Annotated in this window: 17 protein-coding genes and 1 pseudogene; 4 read left to right on the top strand and 14 right to left on the bottom strand. The window is 64.7% G+C overall.

All coding sequences use genetic code 11. From position 1 onward, the window contains the following. Nucleotides 1–70 precede the first annotated feature (70 nt). Nucleotides 71–451, bottom strand: a complete 381-nt coding sequence (locus Lysil_RS01440; protein ID WP_103073803.1) for a VOC family protein — start codon at nt 449–451, stop codon at nt 71–73. Nucleotides 452–537: 86 nt separating this feature from the next. Between Lysil_RS01440 and Lysil_RS01445 the strand changes: the two genes are divergently transcribed. Then, nucleotides 538–1,161, top strand: a complete 624-nt coding sequence (locus Lysil_RS01445) for a TetR/AcrR family transcriptional regulator (protein ID WP_165782336.1) — start codon at nt 538–540, stop codon at nt 1,159–1,161. Here Lysil_RS01445 and Lysil_RS01450 read toward each other — a convergent pair whose 3' ends face one another. Continuing rightward, nucleotides 1,162–1,794, bottom strand: a complete 633-nt coding sequence (locus tag Lysil_RS01450; protein ID WP_103073805.1) for a lysophospholipid acyltransferase family protein — start codon at nt 1,792–1,794, stop codon at nt 1,162–1,164. An 8-nt stretch (nt 1,795–1,802) separates the two neighbouring features. Further along, entirely contained in the window at nt 1,803–2,210 is a 408-nt protein-coding gene (gene arfB / locus Lysil_RS01455) for an alternative ribosome rescue aminoacyl-tRNA hydrolase ArfB (RefSeq protein ID WP_103073806.1), read from the bottom strand. 152 nt (nt 2,211–2,362) lie between these two features. Between arfB and Lysil_RS01460 the strand changes: the two genes are divergently transcribed. After that, nucleotides 2,363–2,812 (top strand): hypothetical protein, encoded by a 450-nt coding sequence (locus tag Lysil_RS01460; protein ID WP_103073807.1) that lies wholly within the window; start codon nt 2,363–2,365, stop codon nt 2,810–2,812. A 14-nt stretch (nt 2,813–2,826) separates the two neighbouring features. Here Lysil_RS01460 and Lysil_RS01465 read toward each other — a convergent pair. Then, nucleotides 2,827–3,489, bottom strand: a pseudogene (locus tag Lysil_RS01465) (pseudouridine synthase); the annotation flags it as partial. A gap of 101 nt (nt 3,490–3,590) precedes the next feature. On the opposite strand from Lysil_RS01465, the gene Lysil_RS01470 reads away from it, so the two are divergent. Further along, nucleotides 3,591–6,386, top strand: coding sequence for a M16 family metallopeptidase (locus Lysil_RS01470; protein ID WP_103073809.1), 2,796 nt, complete (start codon nt 3,591–3,593; stop codon nt 6,384–6,386). A gap of 57 nt (nt 6,387–6,443) precedes the next feature. Here Lysil_RS01470 and ubiB read toward each other — a convergent pair whose 3' ends face one another. From ubiB to Lysil_RS01515, 9 genes are all read right to left on the bottom strand, one after another. Then, nucleotides 6,444–8,111: a ubiquinone biosynthesis regulatory protein kinase UbiB gene (gene ubiB / locus Lysil_RS01475; protein WP_103073810.1), complete on the bottom strand. Its 1,668-nt coding sequence runs from the start codon at nt 8,109–8,111 to the stop codon at nt 6,444–6,446. Continuing rightward, nucleotides 8,108–8,761, bottom strand: coding sequence for a ubiquinone biosynthesis accessory factor UbiJ (locus tag Lysil_RS01480; RefSeq protein ID WP_103074914.1), 654 nt, complete (start codon nt 8,759–8,761; stop codon nt 8,108–8,110). Before Lysil_RS01480 ends, ubiB begins: the two co-directional genes overlap by 4 nt. Before the next feature lie 34 nt (nt 8,762–8,795). Next, on the bottom strand, nt 8,796–9,794 hold the full coding sequence (gene oleD / locus Lysil_RS01485) for a 2-alkyl-3-oxoalkanoate reductase (RefSeq protein ID WP_103073811.1): 999 nt from the start codon (nt 9,792–9,794) through the stop codon (nt 8,796–8,798). After that, a complete protein-coding gene (oleC, locus tag Lysil_RS01490; protein WP_425477141.1) occupies nt 9,791–11,452 on the bottom strand; it encodes an olefin beta-lactone synthetase in 1,662 nt (553 codons plus the stop codon). The genes oleD and oleC overlap by 4 nt, the downstream gene beginning before the upstream one ends. Before the next feature lie 41 nt (nt 11,453–11,493). Next, nucleotides 11,494–12,336 (bottom strand): alpha/beta fold hydrolase, encoded by an 843-nt coding sequence (locus tag Lysil_RS01495; RefSeq protein ID WP_103074916.1) that lies wholly within the window; start codon nt 12,334–12,336, stop codon nt 11,494–11,496. An 86-nt stretch (nt 12,337–12,422) separates the two neighbouring features. Further along, the gene (locus tag Lysil_RS01500; RefSeq protein WP_103073812.1) at nt 12,423–12,773 is read right to left on the bottom strand and encodes a zinc ribbon domain-containing protein YjdM; all 351 of its coding nucleotides are present in this window, start codon (nt 12,771–12,773) and stop codon (nt 12,423–12,425) included. A gap of 7 nt (nt 12,774–12,780) precedes the next feature. Then, the gene (locus Lysil_RS01505; protein WP_103073813.1) at nt 12,781–13,797 is read right to left on the bottom strand and encodes a 3-oxoacyl-ACP synthase III; all 1,017 of its coding nucleotides are present in this window, start codon (nt 13,795–13,797) and stop codon (nt 12,781–12,783) included. Between the two features lie 80 nt (nt 13,798–13,877). Next, nucleotides 13,878–14,195, bottom strand: a complete 318-nt coding sequence (locus Lysil_RS01510; RefSeq protein ID WP_103073814.1) for a DUF4156 domain-containing protein — start codon at nt 14,193–14,195, stop codon at nt 13,878–13,880. 69 nt (nt 14,196–14,264) lie between these two features. Beyond that, nucleotides 14,265–17,111 (bottom strand): M16 family metallopeptidase, encoded by a 2,847-nt coding sequence (locus Lysil_RS01515; RefSeq protein ID WP_103073815.1) that lies wholly within the window; start codon nt 17,109–17,111, stop codon nt 14,265–14,267. Nucleotides 17,112–17,218: 107 nt separating this feature from the next. On the opposite strand from Lysil_RS01515, the gene trmL reads away from it, so the two are divergent. Beyond that, complete coding sequence (gene trmL, locus Lysil_RS01520; RefSeq protein WP_103073816.1) at nt 17,219–17,689, top strand: tRNA (uridine(34)/cytosine(34)/5-carboxymethylaminomethyluridine(34)-2'-O)-methyltransferase TrmL; 471 nt, start codon at nt 17,219–17,221, stop codon at nt 17,687–17,689. 172 nt (nt 17,690–17,861) lie between these two features. Here trmL and Lysil_RS01525 read toward each other — a convergent pair whose 3' ends face one another. Beyond that, nucleotides 17,862–18,896, bottom strand: a complete 1,035-nt coding sequence (locus tag Lysil_RS01525) for an NAD(P)H-dependent glycerol-3-phosphate dehydrogenase (protein ID WP_103073817.1) — start codon at nt 18,894–18,896, stop codon at nt 17,862–17,864. Nucleotides 18,897–18,913 lie beyond the last annotated feature (17 nt).

Raw genomic sequence — 18,913 nt, forward strand, 5'->3', positions numbered from 1 at the left:
TCGTCTCCTGCCTGTCGGGAGGCCGATTGTGCGCCTCCCTGGTGACGAATGGCGGACGAAACGCCGCGACTCATTTCATCGAGTGCAGGCCGAACAGATTGCCTTCGGTGTCGTGGCACAACGCGATCGCGCCGTATTCACCGATGGAGAACTTGGGCTTGAAGATCTTGCCGCCGGCCGCCTCGACGCGCGCCGCTTCGATCGCGCAATCCTCCGAGCCGAAATACGCCAGGGTGCCGCCCATGCCGGAAGGCACGCCTTCCATCTTGACCAAGGCGCCACCGCTGCCGGGCGCTTCCATCTGCGCCGGGAAGAACAGCATTTCCATCTGCATGTCGGCGGGAACCGGGTGGTCCTCCAGCTTGATCGCCAGGACCGTTTCATAGAACTTGCGCGCACGCGCCATGTCCTGCACGTAGATTTCCGACCACACGAACGGGTTGTGTTGCATCACGGTCCTCCTCGGGGCTGTCACGGCGACAGCATCATGTTTATCGCAATCACATGACGTTATGACGGGATGTTATGATTGTCAACATGAAGCGTCGTTTCTGTCCCATCCCCCGCCCGCAGGGCTATCACCACGGCGATCTGCGCCGCGCGTTGCTTATGGCTGCACGTCAATTGGTGGATCAGGGCGGCACTTCCGCACTCACCTTGCGCGCTGCGGCGCAGCATGCCGGCGTGAGTCCGGCGGCGCCCTATCGCCACTTCGAGGATCGCGATGCGTTGCTCGCCGCAGTGCTGGCCGAGGGCTTCCGTGAACTCGCCAGCACCACCGAAGCCGCCCGTGTCGCCGCGACCACACCGATCGACAGCTACCTCGCCGTCGGCCGCGCCTATCTGCAATTCGCCGCTGGTCACCCGCAGCTCTACAGCCTGATGTTCGGCCCTGAGTGCAACAAGCTGCAGCATCCCGACCTGCTCGACGCCGGACAGGAAGCGTTCGCCGTGGTGTTGCGCACCGCGCGCGAATGCGTCGAAGCCGGGATGGCCGGAACCCATAGCGCCGATGATGTCGCGCTGGCCGGCTGGTCGGTGGTGCATGGTCTGGCATCACTGCAGGGCGATGGCGTACTCGGGCGCATCACCCAGCGGCCGTTGCCCGACGTCGCGCAGGCCTTGTTCACGATATTGGTGAATGGCGTCGCGCCACGGTAGTTAAATCGTGCCGTGGTTCTTGCCCTGCCATGGCCGATACCATTCGCGGATGCGCACCATGTCGGCGACGGGATCATCGCTGGTCCACAACAACGGGCCAATGCCGATCACCTTGTCGGGATAGTGGAAATACGCGAACAGCACCGGCACCTCGGCGGCGTGCGCGATCTTCCAGAATCCGCTCTTCCATTCCCGCACCTGCTTGCGCGTGCCTTCCGGCGCGACTCCCAGCCAGAACTGGTCGGCGCTGCGGATGCGTCCGGCGATCTGCTCAATGAATCCACCCGGCGCCCGGCGATCGATCGGGATGACGCCGAGGCGACGCAGGATCGGGCCCATCGGCCACCAGAACAATTCCTTCTTGCCGATGATGCGGATGTCGAGGCCGAGCGCCATCTTCGCCGCGAATCCCCACACGCCATCCCAGTTGGACGAATGCGGCGCGCCGATCAGCACCAGTTTCGGCACATCGGGAAATGCACCGACCATGCGCCAACCGCCGAGGTGCAACAACGTGCGGCCGAACCAGCGCGAGAACCGGCTGTTGCGCACCCATGGCGCGTGCGGCGGCAACGGCAGGAGTCGCCCGTCGGTTGCCGGCGTCGGCGGGTGTTGCACAGGCGCTTCATTCATTCGTTCGTTCAATCCCAATCCTTGCCGGTGCGACCGCGCTTGATTTCGCTGCGACCACGCTTCGATTCCAGGCGGCGTTCCTTCGATCCGCGGGTCGGACGCGTCGCCTTGCGCGGTTTCGGCACGTGCATGCCGTGCGCGATGAACACCATCAGGCGGTCGCGCGCATCCTGGCGATTGCGATCCTGGGTGCGAAAGCGTTGCGCCTGGATCACGATCACGCCGTCGCCGGTGACGCGGCGATCGCGGCGGGCCAGCAGGCGTTCGCGCACGGCCTCGTCCAGCGTCGGCGATTGCGCGATGTCGAAGCGCAGCTCGACCGCGGTGGCGACCTTGTTGATGTTTTGCCCGCCCGCACCCGACGCTCGCACGAAGCGCTCGACCAGTTCGGATTCGGGAATGGTGATGTCGTCCATGGTTCGAAGTCTAAATGGGAACCCCTGTCGCGCCGATGTTCACATAGCACAATGCCAGTTGAGCGCCCCGCCCCGCGATCTTGACGCGATCCACGCGCGCTTCCGAGCATACTGGGTTCGAGATGTCGCCTTGAAGCAAGGATCGCCACGCCATGAATCGCATCGCCCTCGCAGCCGCCTTGACCCTCGTCTGGTCCGGCGCCCATGCCGCCGGCACGGATCCCGTTGTGCAACATCCGGCGAACGCTGCGCCGGCATCCGGCCAGGACCTACCTTCCGCCGCAGACGCCACGAATGCCATGCACCAGGCCACCGCCGAGCTGCAGAAAGCGCAACCGCAGGTGCAGGAAGCGATGCGCCAGATGCCGAAGATGATGAAGCAGATGCAACCGGCGATGCAGGCGATGGCCAAGGAGATGCCGGCGATGATGCGCGCGATGGCGCCGATGATGCGCACCATGGCCGACACCATGCCGAAAATGATGGAGGCGATGCAGCCGGCGATGGAATCGATGGCACGCGAGATGGAACCGGCGATGCGTGATTTTGGCAAGGACTTCGGCCGCGAGATGCAACGCACGCCCGCGCCGACCAAGCCCTGATCATCGAGCCCTGATCAAACGGTCCAGTCGAACAAGGCCAGCGCCCGCGCGAATTCCGCATCGGGCGGCGCAGTGATTGCGAGTCGTTCGCCGCTGTATGGATGGGTGAATGACAAGCGTTCCGCGTGCAGCAGCATCCGATGGATGCCGAGCATGCGGAACTGGCGATTGTGGCGGCCGTCGCCATGGCTGGTATCGCCGATCAGGTGATGCGACAGGTGCTTGAGGTGGCGACGGATCTGGCGGAAACGGCCGGTCTCCGGGCTCGCGCGCAGCAATGCATAGCGTGAGGTCGGGAATCCCGCCGAGGGAACTTCGAGTTCGCCGGTCGCCAAGCGCCGAAAGCACGTGCGCGCCGGTTTCTTCACCGGCTTGCCGGGGCCGCCATCCAGCGGATGATCGACGATGAAGTCGTCGTCCGCCGGCCAGCCGCGACACACTGCGAGATAGTCCTTCTCGGCATCGCCCGCCATCCACGCCTTGCCCAGCGCCGATGCGGTGTCGCGATCGAAGGCCAGCAGCAGGCAACCACTGGTGGCGCGATCGAGGCGGTGGATGAGGAAGATGTCGCGGCCGAATTGTTCGCGCAGGCGGTCGGCGAGGAAATCGGTTTCGCCGCGCGCCAGTGCGCTGTCGTGCAGCATCAGGCCGACGGGCTTGTCGACGACGGCGAAGCGTTCATCGAGATGAAGTGGGGGGATCGGTGTCGACATGGCGATAGTGTCGTCGATCGCAGTTCCATCCGGCTATGATCACGCCACCAATCTGGGGAGGTTCCATGCTCACTGTTCGTACTCTTGCCTGGGCCTGTGCCCTGGCACTCGTTCCGTTCGCGTCCGTCGCGCACGCTGATGGCATCGCGTTGCCCAAGGGCGTCACCGCCGGCAGCTGCGTCGAAGGCATCTGTGAGTACCGGCTCGCCAACGGCCTGCAGGTGCTGCTGTTTCCCGATGCCAGCAAGCCGACCGTCACTGTCAACGTGACCTACCACGTCGGCTCCGCCAACGAGAACTACGGCGAAACCGGCATGGCCCATCTGCTGGAACACATGGTGTTCAAGGGCACGCCCGACCACAAGGACATTCCGGGCGGACTGCGCAAGCTCGGCGCGGCGTACAACGGCCAGACCAGTCTCGACCGCACCAACTATTTCGCAAGCTTCCCGGCCAACGATGCCTCGCTGGAATGGATGCTGGCCATGGAAGCAGATCGCATGGTCAATTCCTTCGTCGCGAAGAAGGACCTCGACAGCGAGATGACCGTGGTACGCAATGAAATGGAAAGCAGGGAGAACGATCCGGGCAGCGTCTTCATGCAACGCATGCAATCGGCGAGCTTCCAATGGCACAACTACGGCCATAGCACCATTGGAAACCGTTCGGACGTCGAGAACGTGCCGATCGCCAACCTGCAGGCGTTCTACCGCGCCTGGTACCAGCCGGACAATGCCACCCTGATCATGGCGGGCCGCTTCGATCCATCAAAAACACTGACGCTCATCAATGCCGACTTCGGCAAGATCAAGCGCCCGACGCGGACCCTGCCGACTTCCTACACCCTGGAACCCGTGCAGGACGGCGAGCGCGAAATCACCGTGCGCCGCAGCGGCGACGTTCGCCTGGTCGGCCTCAACTACCATATGCCGGCCGCGACCCATCCCGACACCGCGGCCTTGACCGTACTCGCCAACATTCTCGCCGACGTCCCCGGCGGCCGCCTGTACAAGTTGATGGTGAACACCAAGCTGGCGGCCTTCACTTCCACGGTCAACGCTGTCCAGCACGATCCATCGCGCTTCACCCTGCTTGCTGTAGTTCCCAAGGACGGTGACCCGGCCAAGACCGAAGCCGAGCTGCTGAAACAGGCGGAATCGATCGCGGCCGTGCCCGTCACCGCACAGGAACTGGCCGATGCCAAGCAGCGGTTCGCCAACTCGTACGAACTTGCGTTCAACAATCCCAACGCAATCGGATTGGCGCTGAGCGAATCGATCGCCGCCGGCGACTGGCGCCTGTGGTTCGTGCAACGTGACGCCATCGCCAGGGTCACGCTCGCCGACGTCAATCGCGTCGCTGCGAAATACCTGATCCAAAGTAATCGCACGCTGGCGCGCTTCATTCCCACCGACAACGCCGTGCGCGCCGATACCGGCGGCGCCCCTTCTGTCGCGTCGCTGGTCGATGGCTACAAGGGCCATGCCGCCGTCGCCGCCGGCGAAACATTCGACCCGACGCCGCAGAATATCGCCGCACGCACCGAAATCATCACCATCGGCGATGGCCTGAAGGTTTCGCTGCTGCCGAAGAAAACCCGCGGCGGTACCGTGGTCGTCAGCGCCAGTTTCCACTTCAATGACGTGAACGCGCTCAAGTCCGTGCCACGGGTCGTGCCCGACATGACCGGCGCCATGCTGATGCGCGGCAGCAAGACGATGACGCGCGAACAGATCGACAAGCGTTTCGAAGCGCTCAAGACATCCGCCGGCGTGGCCGGCAGCGGGCAAGGCGCCTCGATCGGCCTGCAGACCCGACGCGGCGAACTGGTCGATGCGCTGACGCTGGCGGCCGACATTCTCCACAACCCGGTGTTCCCCGAAAGCGAATTCGAGCAAATCCGATTGCAGTCCGAAACCAATCTCGAAGCTGCTCGCAAGGAGCCGGGCACCCTCACCGGACAAGCACTGGCGGCACATTTCGATCCGTGGCCAGTCGACCACCCGCTCCACCACCGTACGCTCGATGAATCGTTGGCCGACTTGAAGGCCGTCAAGCTCGACGATGTGCGCCGCTTCCATCAGCAGTACTACGGCACCAGCCAGGGTGAAATCGCGATCGTCGGCGATTTCGATCCGGCCACGATCAAGCCGTTGCTGCAGAAGTTGTTCGCCGACTGGAAGCCCCGTGTCACTTTCGAGCCTATCTCCACCCACTACAAGGATGTGGCCAGCGAGCATCGCAATTTCGAAACGCCGGACAAGTCGAACGCCGTGTTTGTCGCCCATGTCAACTTGCCATTGAACGACGACGATCCCGATCTTGCGGCACTGGAGGCGGCCAATCAGATCTTCGGTGGCGGCGGCGGACTGAAATCGCGACTCGCCGATCGCGTGCGCCAGAAGGACGGCCTGAGTTACACCATCGGCAGTGGGTTGAATGCCGACATGAGCCGCGATGGCAAGGATGACGCTGGCAGTTTCAGCATACAGGCGATCGCCGCACCGCAAAATATCGCGAAAGTGGAAGCAGATGTGCGCGAAGAACTGGATCGTTTGATTCGCGACGGCGTGACTGCCGAAGAACTGGCCGACACGGTATCTGGCTTGCTGACGCAACGCGAACAGGGCCGCGCCAGCGATGGCAGCGTCGCCGCCATGCTCAACAGCGACCAGCGCTACGACCGCAAGATGCTGCGTCGCGCGGAGTTCGACGCGAAGCTCAAGGCACTCACGGTCGCCGACGTCAACGCCGCCATCCGCAAACACTTCAAGCCGATGACGGCGATGAGCGTGTATGTCGCTGGCGATTTTGCCAACGCAGCGAAGAAGGCCGCGCCGGCACCGACATCATCGCCGTGATGCCGTGACCACGATGCGGGAGGCAGCGCTGTCTCCCGCATTGGATCGCGGGAAAAGTCAGCCGCGTCCGCGCGGCCACCCCGCCAGCAACGCCCACAATCCGCCCAACCCGGCGATCCACGCCGAGGCCGGAATGCCGAACAGGCGCGGCCCGCCCGATTCCAGTGCGTACAGCACCGCCGCGACGATCAGCAGGCCGGTACCGAGGATCGCCGAGACCATGCGCCGCTGCATGCCGTGCAGATCGTTGGAGAGACGGCGCAGGTCCTCCGACTGCATGTGCAGTTCATGGCGACCTTCCACCTGCTGTTTGAGCCAGGCATGCACCAGTTCGGGCATTTCCGGCGCGCGCGTGACCAGTTCCGGCAACTGTTTGGCGAAGGTCTTGAGCAGCCGCTTCGGGCTGTAGCGTTCGACCAGGATGCGTTCCAGTACCGGCTTGGCGACGGCCCAGATGTCGATGTCGGGATCGAGTTGGCGACCGATGCCCTCGATGTTCAGCAACGTCTTCTGCAGCAGGATCAGCTGCGGCTGCAACGTGAGTTCGTAACGCTGGGCGACGCGGAACAATTTCGCCAACACTTCCGCCAGCGAGATCTGCGACAGCGGGCGGGTGAAGTATGGCTCGCACACCGAACGCGCCGCGGCTTCCAGCTCGTCGATGCGCAGGTGCGCGGGCATCCAGCCGGCATCGACGTGGAGTTCGGCGATGCGACGGTAATCGCGATTGAAGATCGCCATGAAGTTCTCGGCGAGGTAGTACTGGTCCTCGCGCGAGAGCTGGCCCATGATGCCGAAATCAAGCGCGATGAAGCGTGGATTGACGCGGCGCGCGGGATCGACATCGACCCAGATATTGCCGGCGTGGGCATCGGCGTGGAAGAAGTTGTCGCGGAACACCTGTTCGTAGAACACGCGCACGCCCTTGGCAGCGAGCGCCTTGCGATCGATGCCGGCGGCGTCGAGCGCGGCGATGTCGTCGGAGGGAATGCCGGTGACGCGCTCCATCGTCATCGCGCGCGGACCGGTGTGGCTCCAGATCGGTTCCGGCACGTAGAGATCGTCGGAATCGAGCCAGTTGCGACGCAGCACCGACGCGTTCGCGGCTTCGCGTTGCAGGTCGAGTTCGGCGGTGAGCGTGTTCTCGATCTCGGCGACGATCTCGCGCGGACGAATCTTGTCGGCGCTGGGGTGCGTGCGCTCGACCACGCCCGCCAGCGATTTCAGCAAGGCGATGTCGTCGCGGATTTCCGCATCGATGTCCGGACGCAACACCTTCACCACCACATCGCGACCATCGTGCAGCGTCGCGGCGTGGACCTGCGCGATGCTCGCCGATGCCAGTGGCGTGATGTCGAAATCGGCGAACAGCACGTCGATCGGCTGGCCCAGTGTCTGCTCGATGATCGCGCGTGCCTGGTGGCCGTCGAATGGCTTGACGCGATCCTGCAGCAAGGTCAGTTCGTCGGCGATGTCCTGCGGGATCAGGTCGCGTCGCGTCGACAGGATCTGCCCGAACTTGACGAAGATCGGCCCGAGTTCCTGCAGGGCGAGACGCAGGCGTGCACCGCGTGGCAACACGGCGATTTCCGCCGATGCACGCGGCACGAACGGACGCGCAAGTTTCAGCCAGCGTTCGGCGGGGGTGTCGTCCAGCAACGAATCGAGGCGGTAGCGCAACAGCACGCGCCCGATCCGCCATGCCCGTCCGGCTCCGAAATTCATCCGGCACTCCGCAGCCGGGCGACACGAGCGGCGAGGCGATCACCGGCATCGCGCAGGCGATCGACATCATCGTGGAAGGCATCGAGTTCGGCCGCGCTGACCACATCGCGCGATTCCTCGGTGACGTATTCCGCCGCCGATTTCGCCACGTCCTGCGCAGCGATGCGCGCGCGCTTCAACGCGAAGGCCACGCCATTGGCGATCTGGGTGCCGAGCACATCACCGAACACCGCCGCGAACGGGCGCCCCCAATCGGGATCGAAACGTTCCGCCATCCGCTGCAGGCGACGCGCGACCTCGGCATCGCCCTCGATGCGCATCGAACCGACCGGCGGCCCGGCATCGCGCTGGGACGCGTTGCCCAGGAGACCCGGCAGGCGACCGAGCAATCCCGCCAGCGTGCTGCGCACCGAGAGATCGGCGCGATCGGCGTCCGGCACCGGGCCGACACGCAGGCGATCGCCCTCCACCTTCAGTTGCAATGCCAGCGGCGGCGATTCCAGCGTCAGCGCCACGGTGCGCCCGTCCAGTGCCGGCAACGCGGCGCGGGTGTCTTCATCGAGCAACAGGGCGCGGTTGAGCGCGGCCTCCAGCGCCTTGCCGGCTGGCACTTTCCAGTTGAATGGCAGATTGAAGGGCGCGTCGCTCATGCCTGCATTGTAGAGGCGGCGCGACAACATCGCCTCACGCACCGGCGCGCCAGTGCGCGGCGACGCGGGCCAGGCCTTCGTCCATGCCGACACGTGGCACGTAGCCGAAATCGCGGCGTGCCGGCTCCATGCTGTACCAATGCGGCGTCACCAGTTGTTCGGCGAGGAAGCGCGTCATCGGCGGTTCACCACTTCGATGCAGCACTGGCCACAGGGTTTCCATCGTCGCGCCGATGCCGTAGGCCAGCGCGAACGGAATGTGGCGATGCACTTGCGGCGCACCGGCGGCACGCAGCAGGTCGTTGACGATGCGCTCCATCGCGCGCGGCTCGCCATTGCTGATGAAGTAGGCCTTGCCGGCACCGGCCGCACCGATGTGCAGGTGATCGAAAGCATCGAAATGCGCCTGCGCGGCGTTGTCGACATAGGTGGTATCGACGAGATTCCTGCCGTCACCCACCAGCGCGAGACGACCGGCACGCGCACGTTCCACCAGGCGCGGCAGCAACTGGTTGTCGCCGACGCCCCAGATCAGGCGCGGACGCAAGGCGATGGTCGCCAGCGTCGCGTCGTTCGCCGCCAGCACTTCGCGTTCGGCGATCAGCTTGGTCGCCGCATACGGCGCTTTCAAGTGTTCGCCATAGGGCACGTCGTCCGCGGTGCCGCCTTCCACCGGGTGCGTCGCGCGATGGGTAACGCTCGGCGTCGAGGTGTAGACGAGGCGAGTGATGCCATGCGCGCGGCAGGCCGCGATCACGTTGCGCGTCCCCAAGACATTGGGACGGAAATAACTGTCGTAGCTGCCCCAGGCGCCGGCCTTGGCAGCGTTGTGGAAGATCGCATCGCAACCTTGCGCGGCGGCGAGCAACGCAGTGGGATCGGCGAGATCGCCCTGCATCTGCTCGACGCCAAGCACGTCGAGTTCGGGGTAGTGACCACGATTGAAACTGCGCACGCGATGGCCGCGCTCGACCAGTCCGCGACACAGTGCTTGCCCGAGGAAGCCGCCGCCGCCGGTTACCAGGATGTTCATTGCGATTTCGCTCCATCGGATGCCTGCGTCATCGCCCAACGCGCCAATGCCTCGCGACCGATCTTGGCGTTGTGACGGATATCGACAGGGAACGATCGCGGATAGTGCAGGAAGCCTGCGACCTTGGCGGCGTGCACGCTGCCATCAGCGAGATGCCGCAATTCTTCGGCAATGCGCGGCCACTGCTCCGCTGCGATGCCCTCTTTCAATTCCACGCACAGCAGCGGGCGTTGCTGCCCTGCTTCGCCAACGCCGACCAGCGCACTGCGCGCAACGTCAGGGTGGGTGTTGAACACCGGTTCGACCTGTTCGGTGCACAAGGTGGTGACGTCATCCACCACCACCCGCTGCGATTTTCGGCCACAGAACCACAGGCGGCCTTCGCGATCGAAATAGCCGAGATCGCCCATGCGATGGACGATGCGTTCGCTGCCATCGGGCAAACGTTCGCGGATCTTCGCCAGTTTCGTTTGCGCATCACGGTTGTAGTAACTGTCGGTGGCGCTCGGGCCGGCAACGGTGATCTCGCCGACGATGCCCTGCGCCACTTCGCGCGCATCACTCCAATCCGCGATCGCGACATCGCTGATCGCGATGATGCGCACCTCGTTCGGCGGCACCGGACGCCCGACGCAAGTGCCGCTGCCGGCTTCGGTGCGCGCGCGCAAGGTCAGCAGTTCGCGCCCCTCGATCACCGCCACCGGCAGGCATTCGGTCGCGCCATAGGGCGTCCAGAATTTCGCGTCTGCGGGCAGCAATTCCAGCAGTTTCGCCACCACGTCGGGTGGCACCGGCGCGCCGGCGCTGGTGGCGATGCGGATGCCCGGCAGCGCTTCGCCATGCTCGGCCAGCACCCGCATCAACGCCGGCGAACCGAACAACTGCGTCACCCCGAAGCGCTGCATCGCCGCGTGCAACTTGCGTGGATTGGCGCGCGCAGGACGCGTCGGGTCCATGTCGGGAATGATCGACGTCAGGCCAAGCGCGGGATCGAACAACGCGAATGGCGGGAACGTCGGCAGATCGACGCCGCCCGTTTCCATCCCGAAGGCATTGCGCAACAATTCGATCTGCGCACCGAAGTGCCGGCCGCGATACACCACGCCCTTGGGCACGCCGGTCGATCCGCTGGTGAACAGGATCGCCGCCATCGCCTCGGGATCGGTCGGCACGAATGTTTGCGGATGCGTCATGCCGTCGTGCTCGACCGCGGCCAACGTCGCATCGGCCAGCAGCGCGCGCGACCCGGTGGTGATGCGCACCCGTGCCGATCGCGCCCAGCCCAGCAGCTTGCGCGCCAGCATCGCCAGCGGAATACCGATGAACGCCTGCGCCTGCGCTTCGTCGAGGCATTGCCGCAACGCTTTCCTCGAAATCCCGGGATCGACCAGCACCGGCACCGCGCCGGAACGGAACAGCGCGAACATCAACAGGAAGAATTCCGGGGTCGGTCGCACCATCACCACCGTGCGCGAACCAGAGACAATCCCGCGCCGCGCCAGTCCCGACGCAATCGCACGACTGCGCGCATCGAGTTCGCCATAGGTCAGGGCGATGGAATAGTCGCCGCGCGGGCCGGGGCAACGCATTGCCACCGTGTCAGGGCGTTCGCGGGCCATGCGTTCGAGCGTGGTGGTCAGGGCAGCGGTCACGGCGATATTGTCGCCCACTCCCGCCGCACAATGAATTGCCGGGCGCCCTAAAGCGGATTCGCGTCCAGGAACGCGCGCACCATCGGCACCAGTTCCTCGTGTTTGTCTTCCAACACGTAGTGCCCGGCATCGTCGTATGCCTGCACTTCCGCATTCGGCAATGCGGCGCGGAAACCGGCGAGGAAATGGCGATCGAAGACGAAATCGCGCAAGCCCCAGGCGATGAACGCCGGACGATTCGCATACATCGGCAATTGTTCCGCGGCGGCCTGCAGCAACGGCCAGGCGCGATCATCTGCGCCCAGCGGAATGTCCTGCATGAAGCGCAACGTCGAGATCGCATTGGCCCAGCCGTCATACACGCCGGAATAGGCGCGTTTCACTTCGGGCGACAACTTGCGCACGGTGCCAAATGCCGCCGCGCCACGCGCAAACAGGTTGAAGCGACGAATCGCCCAGCCACCCAGCCGCGAATCGCGGCCCAGCGCCAATCGCTTCGGGAAACGCTTGGCCTGCGGCAACGGGAACGACGCGGTATTGGTGATGACGAGACGACGCACCCGCGACGGATCGCGCAATGCCCAACCGAAACCGATCATTCCACCCCAGTCGTGCACCGCCAGCGTCACCGGCCCGTCGATGCCGAGATGCTTCAGCAACGCGTCGAGATCATCGATGCGCGATTTCAGCGTGTAGTCGTAGTGCGGCGACGCAGCGGCAGCATCGTCCGGTCGATCGCTCAGGCCCATGCCGACATGGTCGGGCACGATGCAGCGGTACCTGTCCGACAGCCCGGACACGAGATGACGCCAGTAGAAACTCCACGACGGATTGCCGTGCAGCATCACGATCACTTCGCCGTCGCGCGGACCTTCATCGAGATACGACATCGCAATGCCGGGCCGCACGTCGAAGCGGCCGGGCGCGAATGGATAGTCGGGGAAGGATTGCGCGGTTGCCACGGACGGAACGCGGCTTACGCCTTCTTCACGAATTCCGACTTCAGGCGCATCGCGCCGAAGCCATCGATCTTGCAGTCGATGTTGTGGCCATCGGCACCATCGACCAGGCGAATGCCCTTGACGCGCGTGCCGACCTTGAGCGCGTTCGATGCGCCCTTGACCTTGAGATCCTTGATGACGGTGACGCTGTCGCCATCGGCCAGCCGGTTGCCGACCGCGTCGCGCACTTCAATCACATCGTCAGCCGCAGCGCTTTCGCCCGGCGTCCATTCGTGGCCGCATTCCGGGCACACCAGGTGCGCACCGTCGGCATAGCTGTACGCCGAGGCGCATTGCGGGCATGGCGGCACTGCGGAATCGCTCATCGCGAACTCACCACACCACTTCGGCCATGGTGCAGTTCAAGCCGGAACCGATGCCGAGCAGCGCGATGCGATCGCCCTTCTTCAAGCGACCCAGCTCCTTCAGCTTGCTCAACACGATCGGCACGCTGGCCGGACCGATGTTGCCGTGATCGTTGAAGATGGTCATGACCTTCTTCGGGTCGATGCCGAAAGCCTTGATGAAGGCCTGCGTGTGCGGACGGCTCACCTGGTGGATCACGAACTGGTCGAGCTCTTCCACCGCCCAGCCCAGCGCGATCTTGGCGGCGATGAAGGTCTTCTGCGCCAGCTTCATGCCTTCGATCAGCAGCATGCGGGTGTCGGTGACCATGCGGTCGAGATTGCCGCGGCACAGCGTGTTCCACTCGGTTGCGGAACGGGTCACGCCACCCTTGTAGCGCGGTGCATCCGGCGCCAGCGCGCTGCGCGCCATCACCATCGCCACCGCACCGCAGCCCAGCGTCAACGCGGCGAGTTCGTCGCGGAATTCCTGTTCGGTGATGCCCGGGGCGTTCATGCGCTCGATGGTCTTTTCGTAGACCAGGTTGGCGGTTTCGCCATCCACCACCAGTGCGTAGTCGATCTCGTCGCGCTCGATCATCCGTGCGGCAATGTCCATGCCGTTGATGAAGGCGAGGCAGGCGTTGGCGACGTCGAAGGTCTGGCAGTTCTCGGAGACGCCAAGATTGCCGCAGACGATGCTGGAGGTGGACGGTTCCAGATAGTCGCGGCTGACCGAGGTGTTGACCAGCAAGCCGATCTTGTCGGCCTCGATGCCGGCGTCCAGCAACGCCTTGCGTGCGGCCAGCGTGGCGGCATCCGAAGCCTGCATGTCGGCATCCCACAGGCGACGCGTATGCACGCCAGCGACGTCGTTGAGCACGTCGGTCTTGATGCCAAGCCGTTCCAGAACAGGCTGGAGACGAATGTTGATTTCGTCCGACGTCAGCGTGTGTGGCGCATCGATATGGGCGAGGCCGGCGATGGCGACGTTCTTGAACAACATGGGGCGCGCAACCTGAACAGGAGCAAGCCGCATAGAATAGCGCGTTTTTCGCCCTCCCCGGGCAAATGTCACCCTGCGCTTCAGCGCGTGCAACGCCAGACTTCGAAGCTTTGACTGCCGTCGGCGCTGGGCGCTTCCCGCGGGCTGACGGTGTTGGCGCCGATCTTGGCCGCCTCCTGGCGCGCCAGCGTTTCCAGTTCGTCCTTCACCCGCAGCTGGTTGCGCTTGACCATGGCGAAGCCGCTGGTGACCGAGACTTCCACCCGCCCTGCGGGGGCGCAGCCGGTCGGCGCCGCAGCGACCACCTGGACGCGTTCGGCTTCCGGGGTCATCGGGGCGAGGGAGCAGCCGGCCAGCACGAGGGCAGCGGCGATCGAGGTCAGTGCGAAACGATGCATGGCCCGAGTCTAGCCCACGGATGATGAGCACGCGCTGGCCGAATGTGTGGCCAGCGCGTGCCCTGAGTCTTACTTCTTGCCAACCGCCGCCTTGCCACCAGCATCGATCACCGTGACTTCGCCGAGGTTGAGCGCACGCACCGGCGCCTCGATCTTCGACAGATCACCCACCACCACCCACGTCAGCGCGTTGGGATCGATGGTCTTGATCGCTTCCGCGACCTGCGCCGGCGTCAGGTTGGCGATCTGCGCGTTGCGCACCTGGATCCAGTTGTCGGGACGGCCGTAACGCACGATCCCGGTCATGGTGCCGAGCACCGCACCCGCGGTTTCATACGCGCCGGGCTGGCCCCGCAGTTCGTTGTTCACCACCTTGGTGACCTCGTCCTGCGATGCCGGATGCTTGCCGGTGGCGTACTCGCTGATCTCGCGGCGCGCTTCCGCGATCGACTCGGCGGTTTTGTCGATCTGCACCGGCGCCATCGCCAGCCACGGCCGCTGGCCCTGCGCGTCCACCGTCATGCTGCGCGCACCGTACGACCAGTGCTTGGCCTCGCGCAGGTTCATGTTGAGGCGCGAGGAGAACACGCCACCAAGGATGTCGTTGGCCATCGACAACTTCACCGCGCCGGCATCGCGGGTCGATGGCACCAGTTCGGCGGCGATGATGTTGGCCTGCACCGCGCCCGGCTGGTCGATCAGGAACACCCGCGGCTTCGACGGCAACGCCACTGTCGGCAGGTTCACTGCCTTCGGCGCGACACCGTCGCCCTTCCAGTCGCCGAGATGGCGATTGAGCACCGGCAACAGCTTGGCCATCGTGGTGTCACCAACGACGACCAGCGTCGCGCCTTCCGGACGCACCCAGGCGCGGCGGTAGGCGTCGAGGTCATCGCGCGAAATCGTCGCCACCGAGGCTTCGGTGCCCGAGCCGGTCAACGGCATCGCATAGGGATGGCCTTCGCCGTACAGCAGCGGCGGCAGCACGCGCAGCGCCGATGTGGTCGGCTGCGCCTTTTCCTGGCGGATGCCGGCGATGCGCGTCGCCTTGACGCGATCGATATCGGACGGGTTGAACGTCGGCTTGCGCAGCATGTCGGCGAACAGATCGACCGAAGCATCGAGGTTGCTGGTCAGCGCCGACAGCGTGGCCGATGAACCGTCGAGGCCCGCACTCGAGCCCAACTGTGCACCCAGCGCTTCCGCCGCCGACTTGAACGTCAACGCATCGCGCGTGCCCGCGCCTTCGCGCAACATGCCCATCGCGAACGACGCCGCACCGAGCTTGCCGCCGCTGTCGCTGGAATAGCCGCCGTTGAACAGGTAGTTCATCTGCACCACGGGAATCTCGTGGCGTTCGGCGAGGATCACCGTGGTGCCGTTGTCGAGCGTGCCGCGCTGCATCGTCGGGAAGGTCAGCGTCGGGAAACTGTCGACCTTGGGCACGCCGGTCTTGCGGTCGACGTCGCTGGCGATGGTCTTGTACTTCGGATCGACCTTCGGCACCACGAACGGCGCCGGCTTCACCGTCGGATCTTCCGCCAGCGCCTTGCGCGCGCCCGGCTCGATCACGAAGACGTGGCTCGGCTTCTTCAGCCAGGCATTGGCGGCCTTGGCGACATCGGCCGCGCTCGCACCCTGCACATTGGCGATGCTGGTGCGGAAACAACCAGGATTGCCGGTGTAGATGGTGCACGATGCCAGCGCATCGGCCTTGCCGCCGAAACCGCCGATGCGCTCGATGCCGCGAATGAACCCGGCGGTGAAGGTGGTGCGTGCGCGCGACATTTCATCGGCGTTCGGGCCTTCACGCAAGAGCTTTTGCAATTCCTCGTCGATCACCGCTTCGACTTTCTTCGGATCGACGCCCTGCTTCACCATCGCGGTAACGATGAAATTGCCGCTGAGTTGTGACGCATCATTCGACACGCTCACCGAATCCACCAACTTGTCCTGGTAGACGAGGCGGCGATCGAGGCGCGAACTGGCGCTGCCACCCAGCACCTGTGCGAACAGATCGAGCATGTCGGAATCGCGCGTGCCCGTTTGCGCCACGTTCCACACCCGCATCATCCGCACCTGCGGCACCTTGTCCTGCAATACGGTGCGCCCACTTTCCTTCAGCGGCGCCGGATCGGGCTTCACCACCGCCATGGTCGGCGACGCCGGAATATCACCGAAATAGCGCGCGACCTTCTGCTTCGCGGTGGCGAGATCGATGTCGCCGGCCAGCACCAGCACCGCGTTGTTGGGGCCGTACCAGGTGCGGAACCAGGTCTTGACGTCATCGAGGCTGGCGGCGTCGAGATCGCTCATCGAACCGATCACGGTGTGGTGGTAGGGATGTCCCTTCGGGTACATCGTCTTCGTCATCACGTTCCACACCTGGCCATAGGGCTGGTTCTCGCCCTGGCGCTTTTCGTTCTGGACCACGCCGCGTTGTTCGTCGAGCACGCCTTGGTCGATCGCACCGAGCAGGTGGCCCATGCGATCGGATTCCATCCACAACGCCATGTCGAGCGCGGTGGTCGGCACGTTCTCGAAATAGTTGGTGCGATCGGTATTGGTGGTGCCGTTCTGGCCGGTCGCGCCAGCCTGTTCGAACGGCGGGAAGTAGTCGCCCGGATGGTTTTCCGAACCGTTGAACATCAGGTGTTCGAACAGATGCGCGAATCCGGTGCGTCCAGCCGGCTCGTTGAGGCTGCCGACGTGATACCAGATGTTGACCGCCACGATCGGCGCCTTGTGATCCTCGTGCACGATCACCCGCAAGCCGTTGGGCAAGGTGAACTGCTGATAGGGAATATCGACTGCGGGCGCGTTGTTCTTCGCGGCGAACGCGGTCGTGGGCGCAACACTGCAGGTAATTGCGGCGATGGCAAGTGCAAGTACGGCGTGGCGGTTCTTCAAACGCATCGGGTTCCTCCCCTTGGTGACAGAACCTGCAAGCCTAAGCGTTCATCGCAGCGAATACACTGCCCGAAGGTCATTCCCCGGCCAATCCTTGCTGAATCGCTGAAGACATTCCCGTGTTGCACGTCATCCTTCATCAACCCGAAATCCCGCCCAACACCGGCAACGTGATTCGCCTGTGCGCCAACACCGGCGCGCGATTGCATCTGGTGGAACCACTGGGGTTTTCCATCGACGATCGCCAACTCAGGCGTGCCGGACTCGACTACCACGAGTACGCCGAGATGCGCGTCCATGCTTCGCTGGAGGCGGCACTGGCGACGATCGGCCCGACCCGGGTGTTCGCCCTCACCACCCGCGGCCACCTGCGCCACGATCAGGTCGAATGGCAGGCCGGCGACACCCTGCTGTTCGGTTCCGAGACCGCCGGATTGCCGGACGCCGTTATGAAAACGATTTCAGACGAACGGCGCATTCGGCTACCGATGCGGCCGGAAAATCGCAGCTTGAACCTCTCGAATGCGGTGGCTGTCACGGTTTTCGAGGCGTGGCGACAGCTCGGCTTCGCCGGCGCAACATGACCAGGCACGCCAATTGGTGAACTGCTGGGTTTACATTCAGGCAAAGTCGATATTTCACCGTCATAATCCATCCCGCAGCACGGATGACTCCCCTCATCGTCTGCACGACGCGTCTCACCCCCTCCCCGGGACGCGTCCCCAAGGCCCGGGCAACCCCCGGGCCTTGCCTTTTTCAGGCCCGGGAAAACAGCGTGGCCGGGTATTCCGGCTTTTGATCGCGCGCCAGCAGGCGGCGCATGCCTTCGGCGGGCGAATAGTCGCCGTGCAGCACATCGCGGACGCCACGACTGATCGGCAGGTCGATGCCGTGGCGATCCGCCAGCCGCATCACTTCGTCGGCGGTCTGGATCGATTCCACCACCTGACCGATGGCCCTCACCGCTTCCTCGATCGATTGGCCGCGCCCGAGCGCCAGGCCCAGCCGGCGGTTGCGCGAGAGGTCGCCGGTGCAGGTCAGCACCAGATCGCCGAGCCCGGCGAGGCCCATCAGGGTTTCCGGTTGCGCGCCCATGGCCGCGGACAAGCGCAGCATTTCGTTGAGACCGCGGGTAATCAAGCCGGCGCGCGCGTTCAAGCCGAGCTCCATGCCATCGGCGACGCCGGTGGCGACCGCCAGCACGTTCTTCATCGCGCCACCCAATTCGGCGCCGACCATGTCTTCGCCGGTATAGGCGCGGAAATCGGGGCCGTGGAGGATGTCGGCAACACGCTGGCCGAAGGCCGGCGTATCGGAATGGACGGTCAGCGCGGTGGGCAGACCAAGCGCGACTTCCTTGGCGAACGATGGTCCGGTGACCACCGCCAGCGGTACGTCGTCACCGAGCAGATCGGCGGCGACTTCATGCAGGAAACGGCCAGAACCGGGCTCGAAGCCCTTGGTTGCCCATGCCAGCCCGGTGCCCGGGCGGCGATGCGGCGCGATCAGCGCCACCGTTTCCGCGAAGGCGTGCGATGGCACCACCACCAGCAACAGATCGGCGCTGGCGACTGCGGCGGCGAGCCCGGTCGTCGCACGCAGGGTGTCCGGCAAGGCGATGCCGGGCAGGTAACGCGGGTTTTCGTGGCGATGCTGGATCGCCTCGATTGCCACAGGGTCGCGGCCCCACAGCAAGGTGTCCTCGCCGTGGCGCGCGATCAATGCGGCGAGCGCGGTGCCCCAGGAGCCCGCGCCCAACACCACCACCGAAGTGGCTACTTCAGCCGTCATCGGCTCAGGAAGCCTTG

Origin of the sequence: Solilutibacter silvestris (assembly GCF_002895945.1) — a bacterium.
Classification (GTDB): Bacteria; Pseudomonadota; Gammaproteobacteria; order Xanthomonadales; family Xanthomonadaceae; genus Solilutibacter; species Solilutibacter silvestris.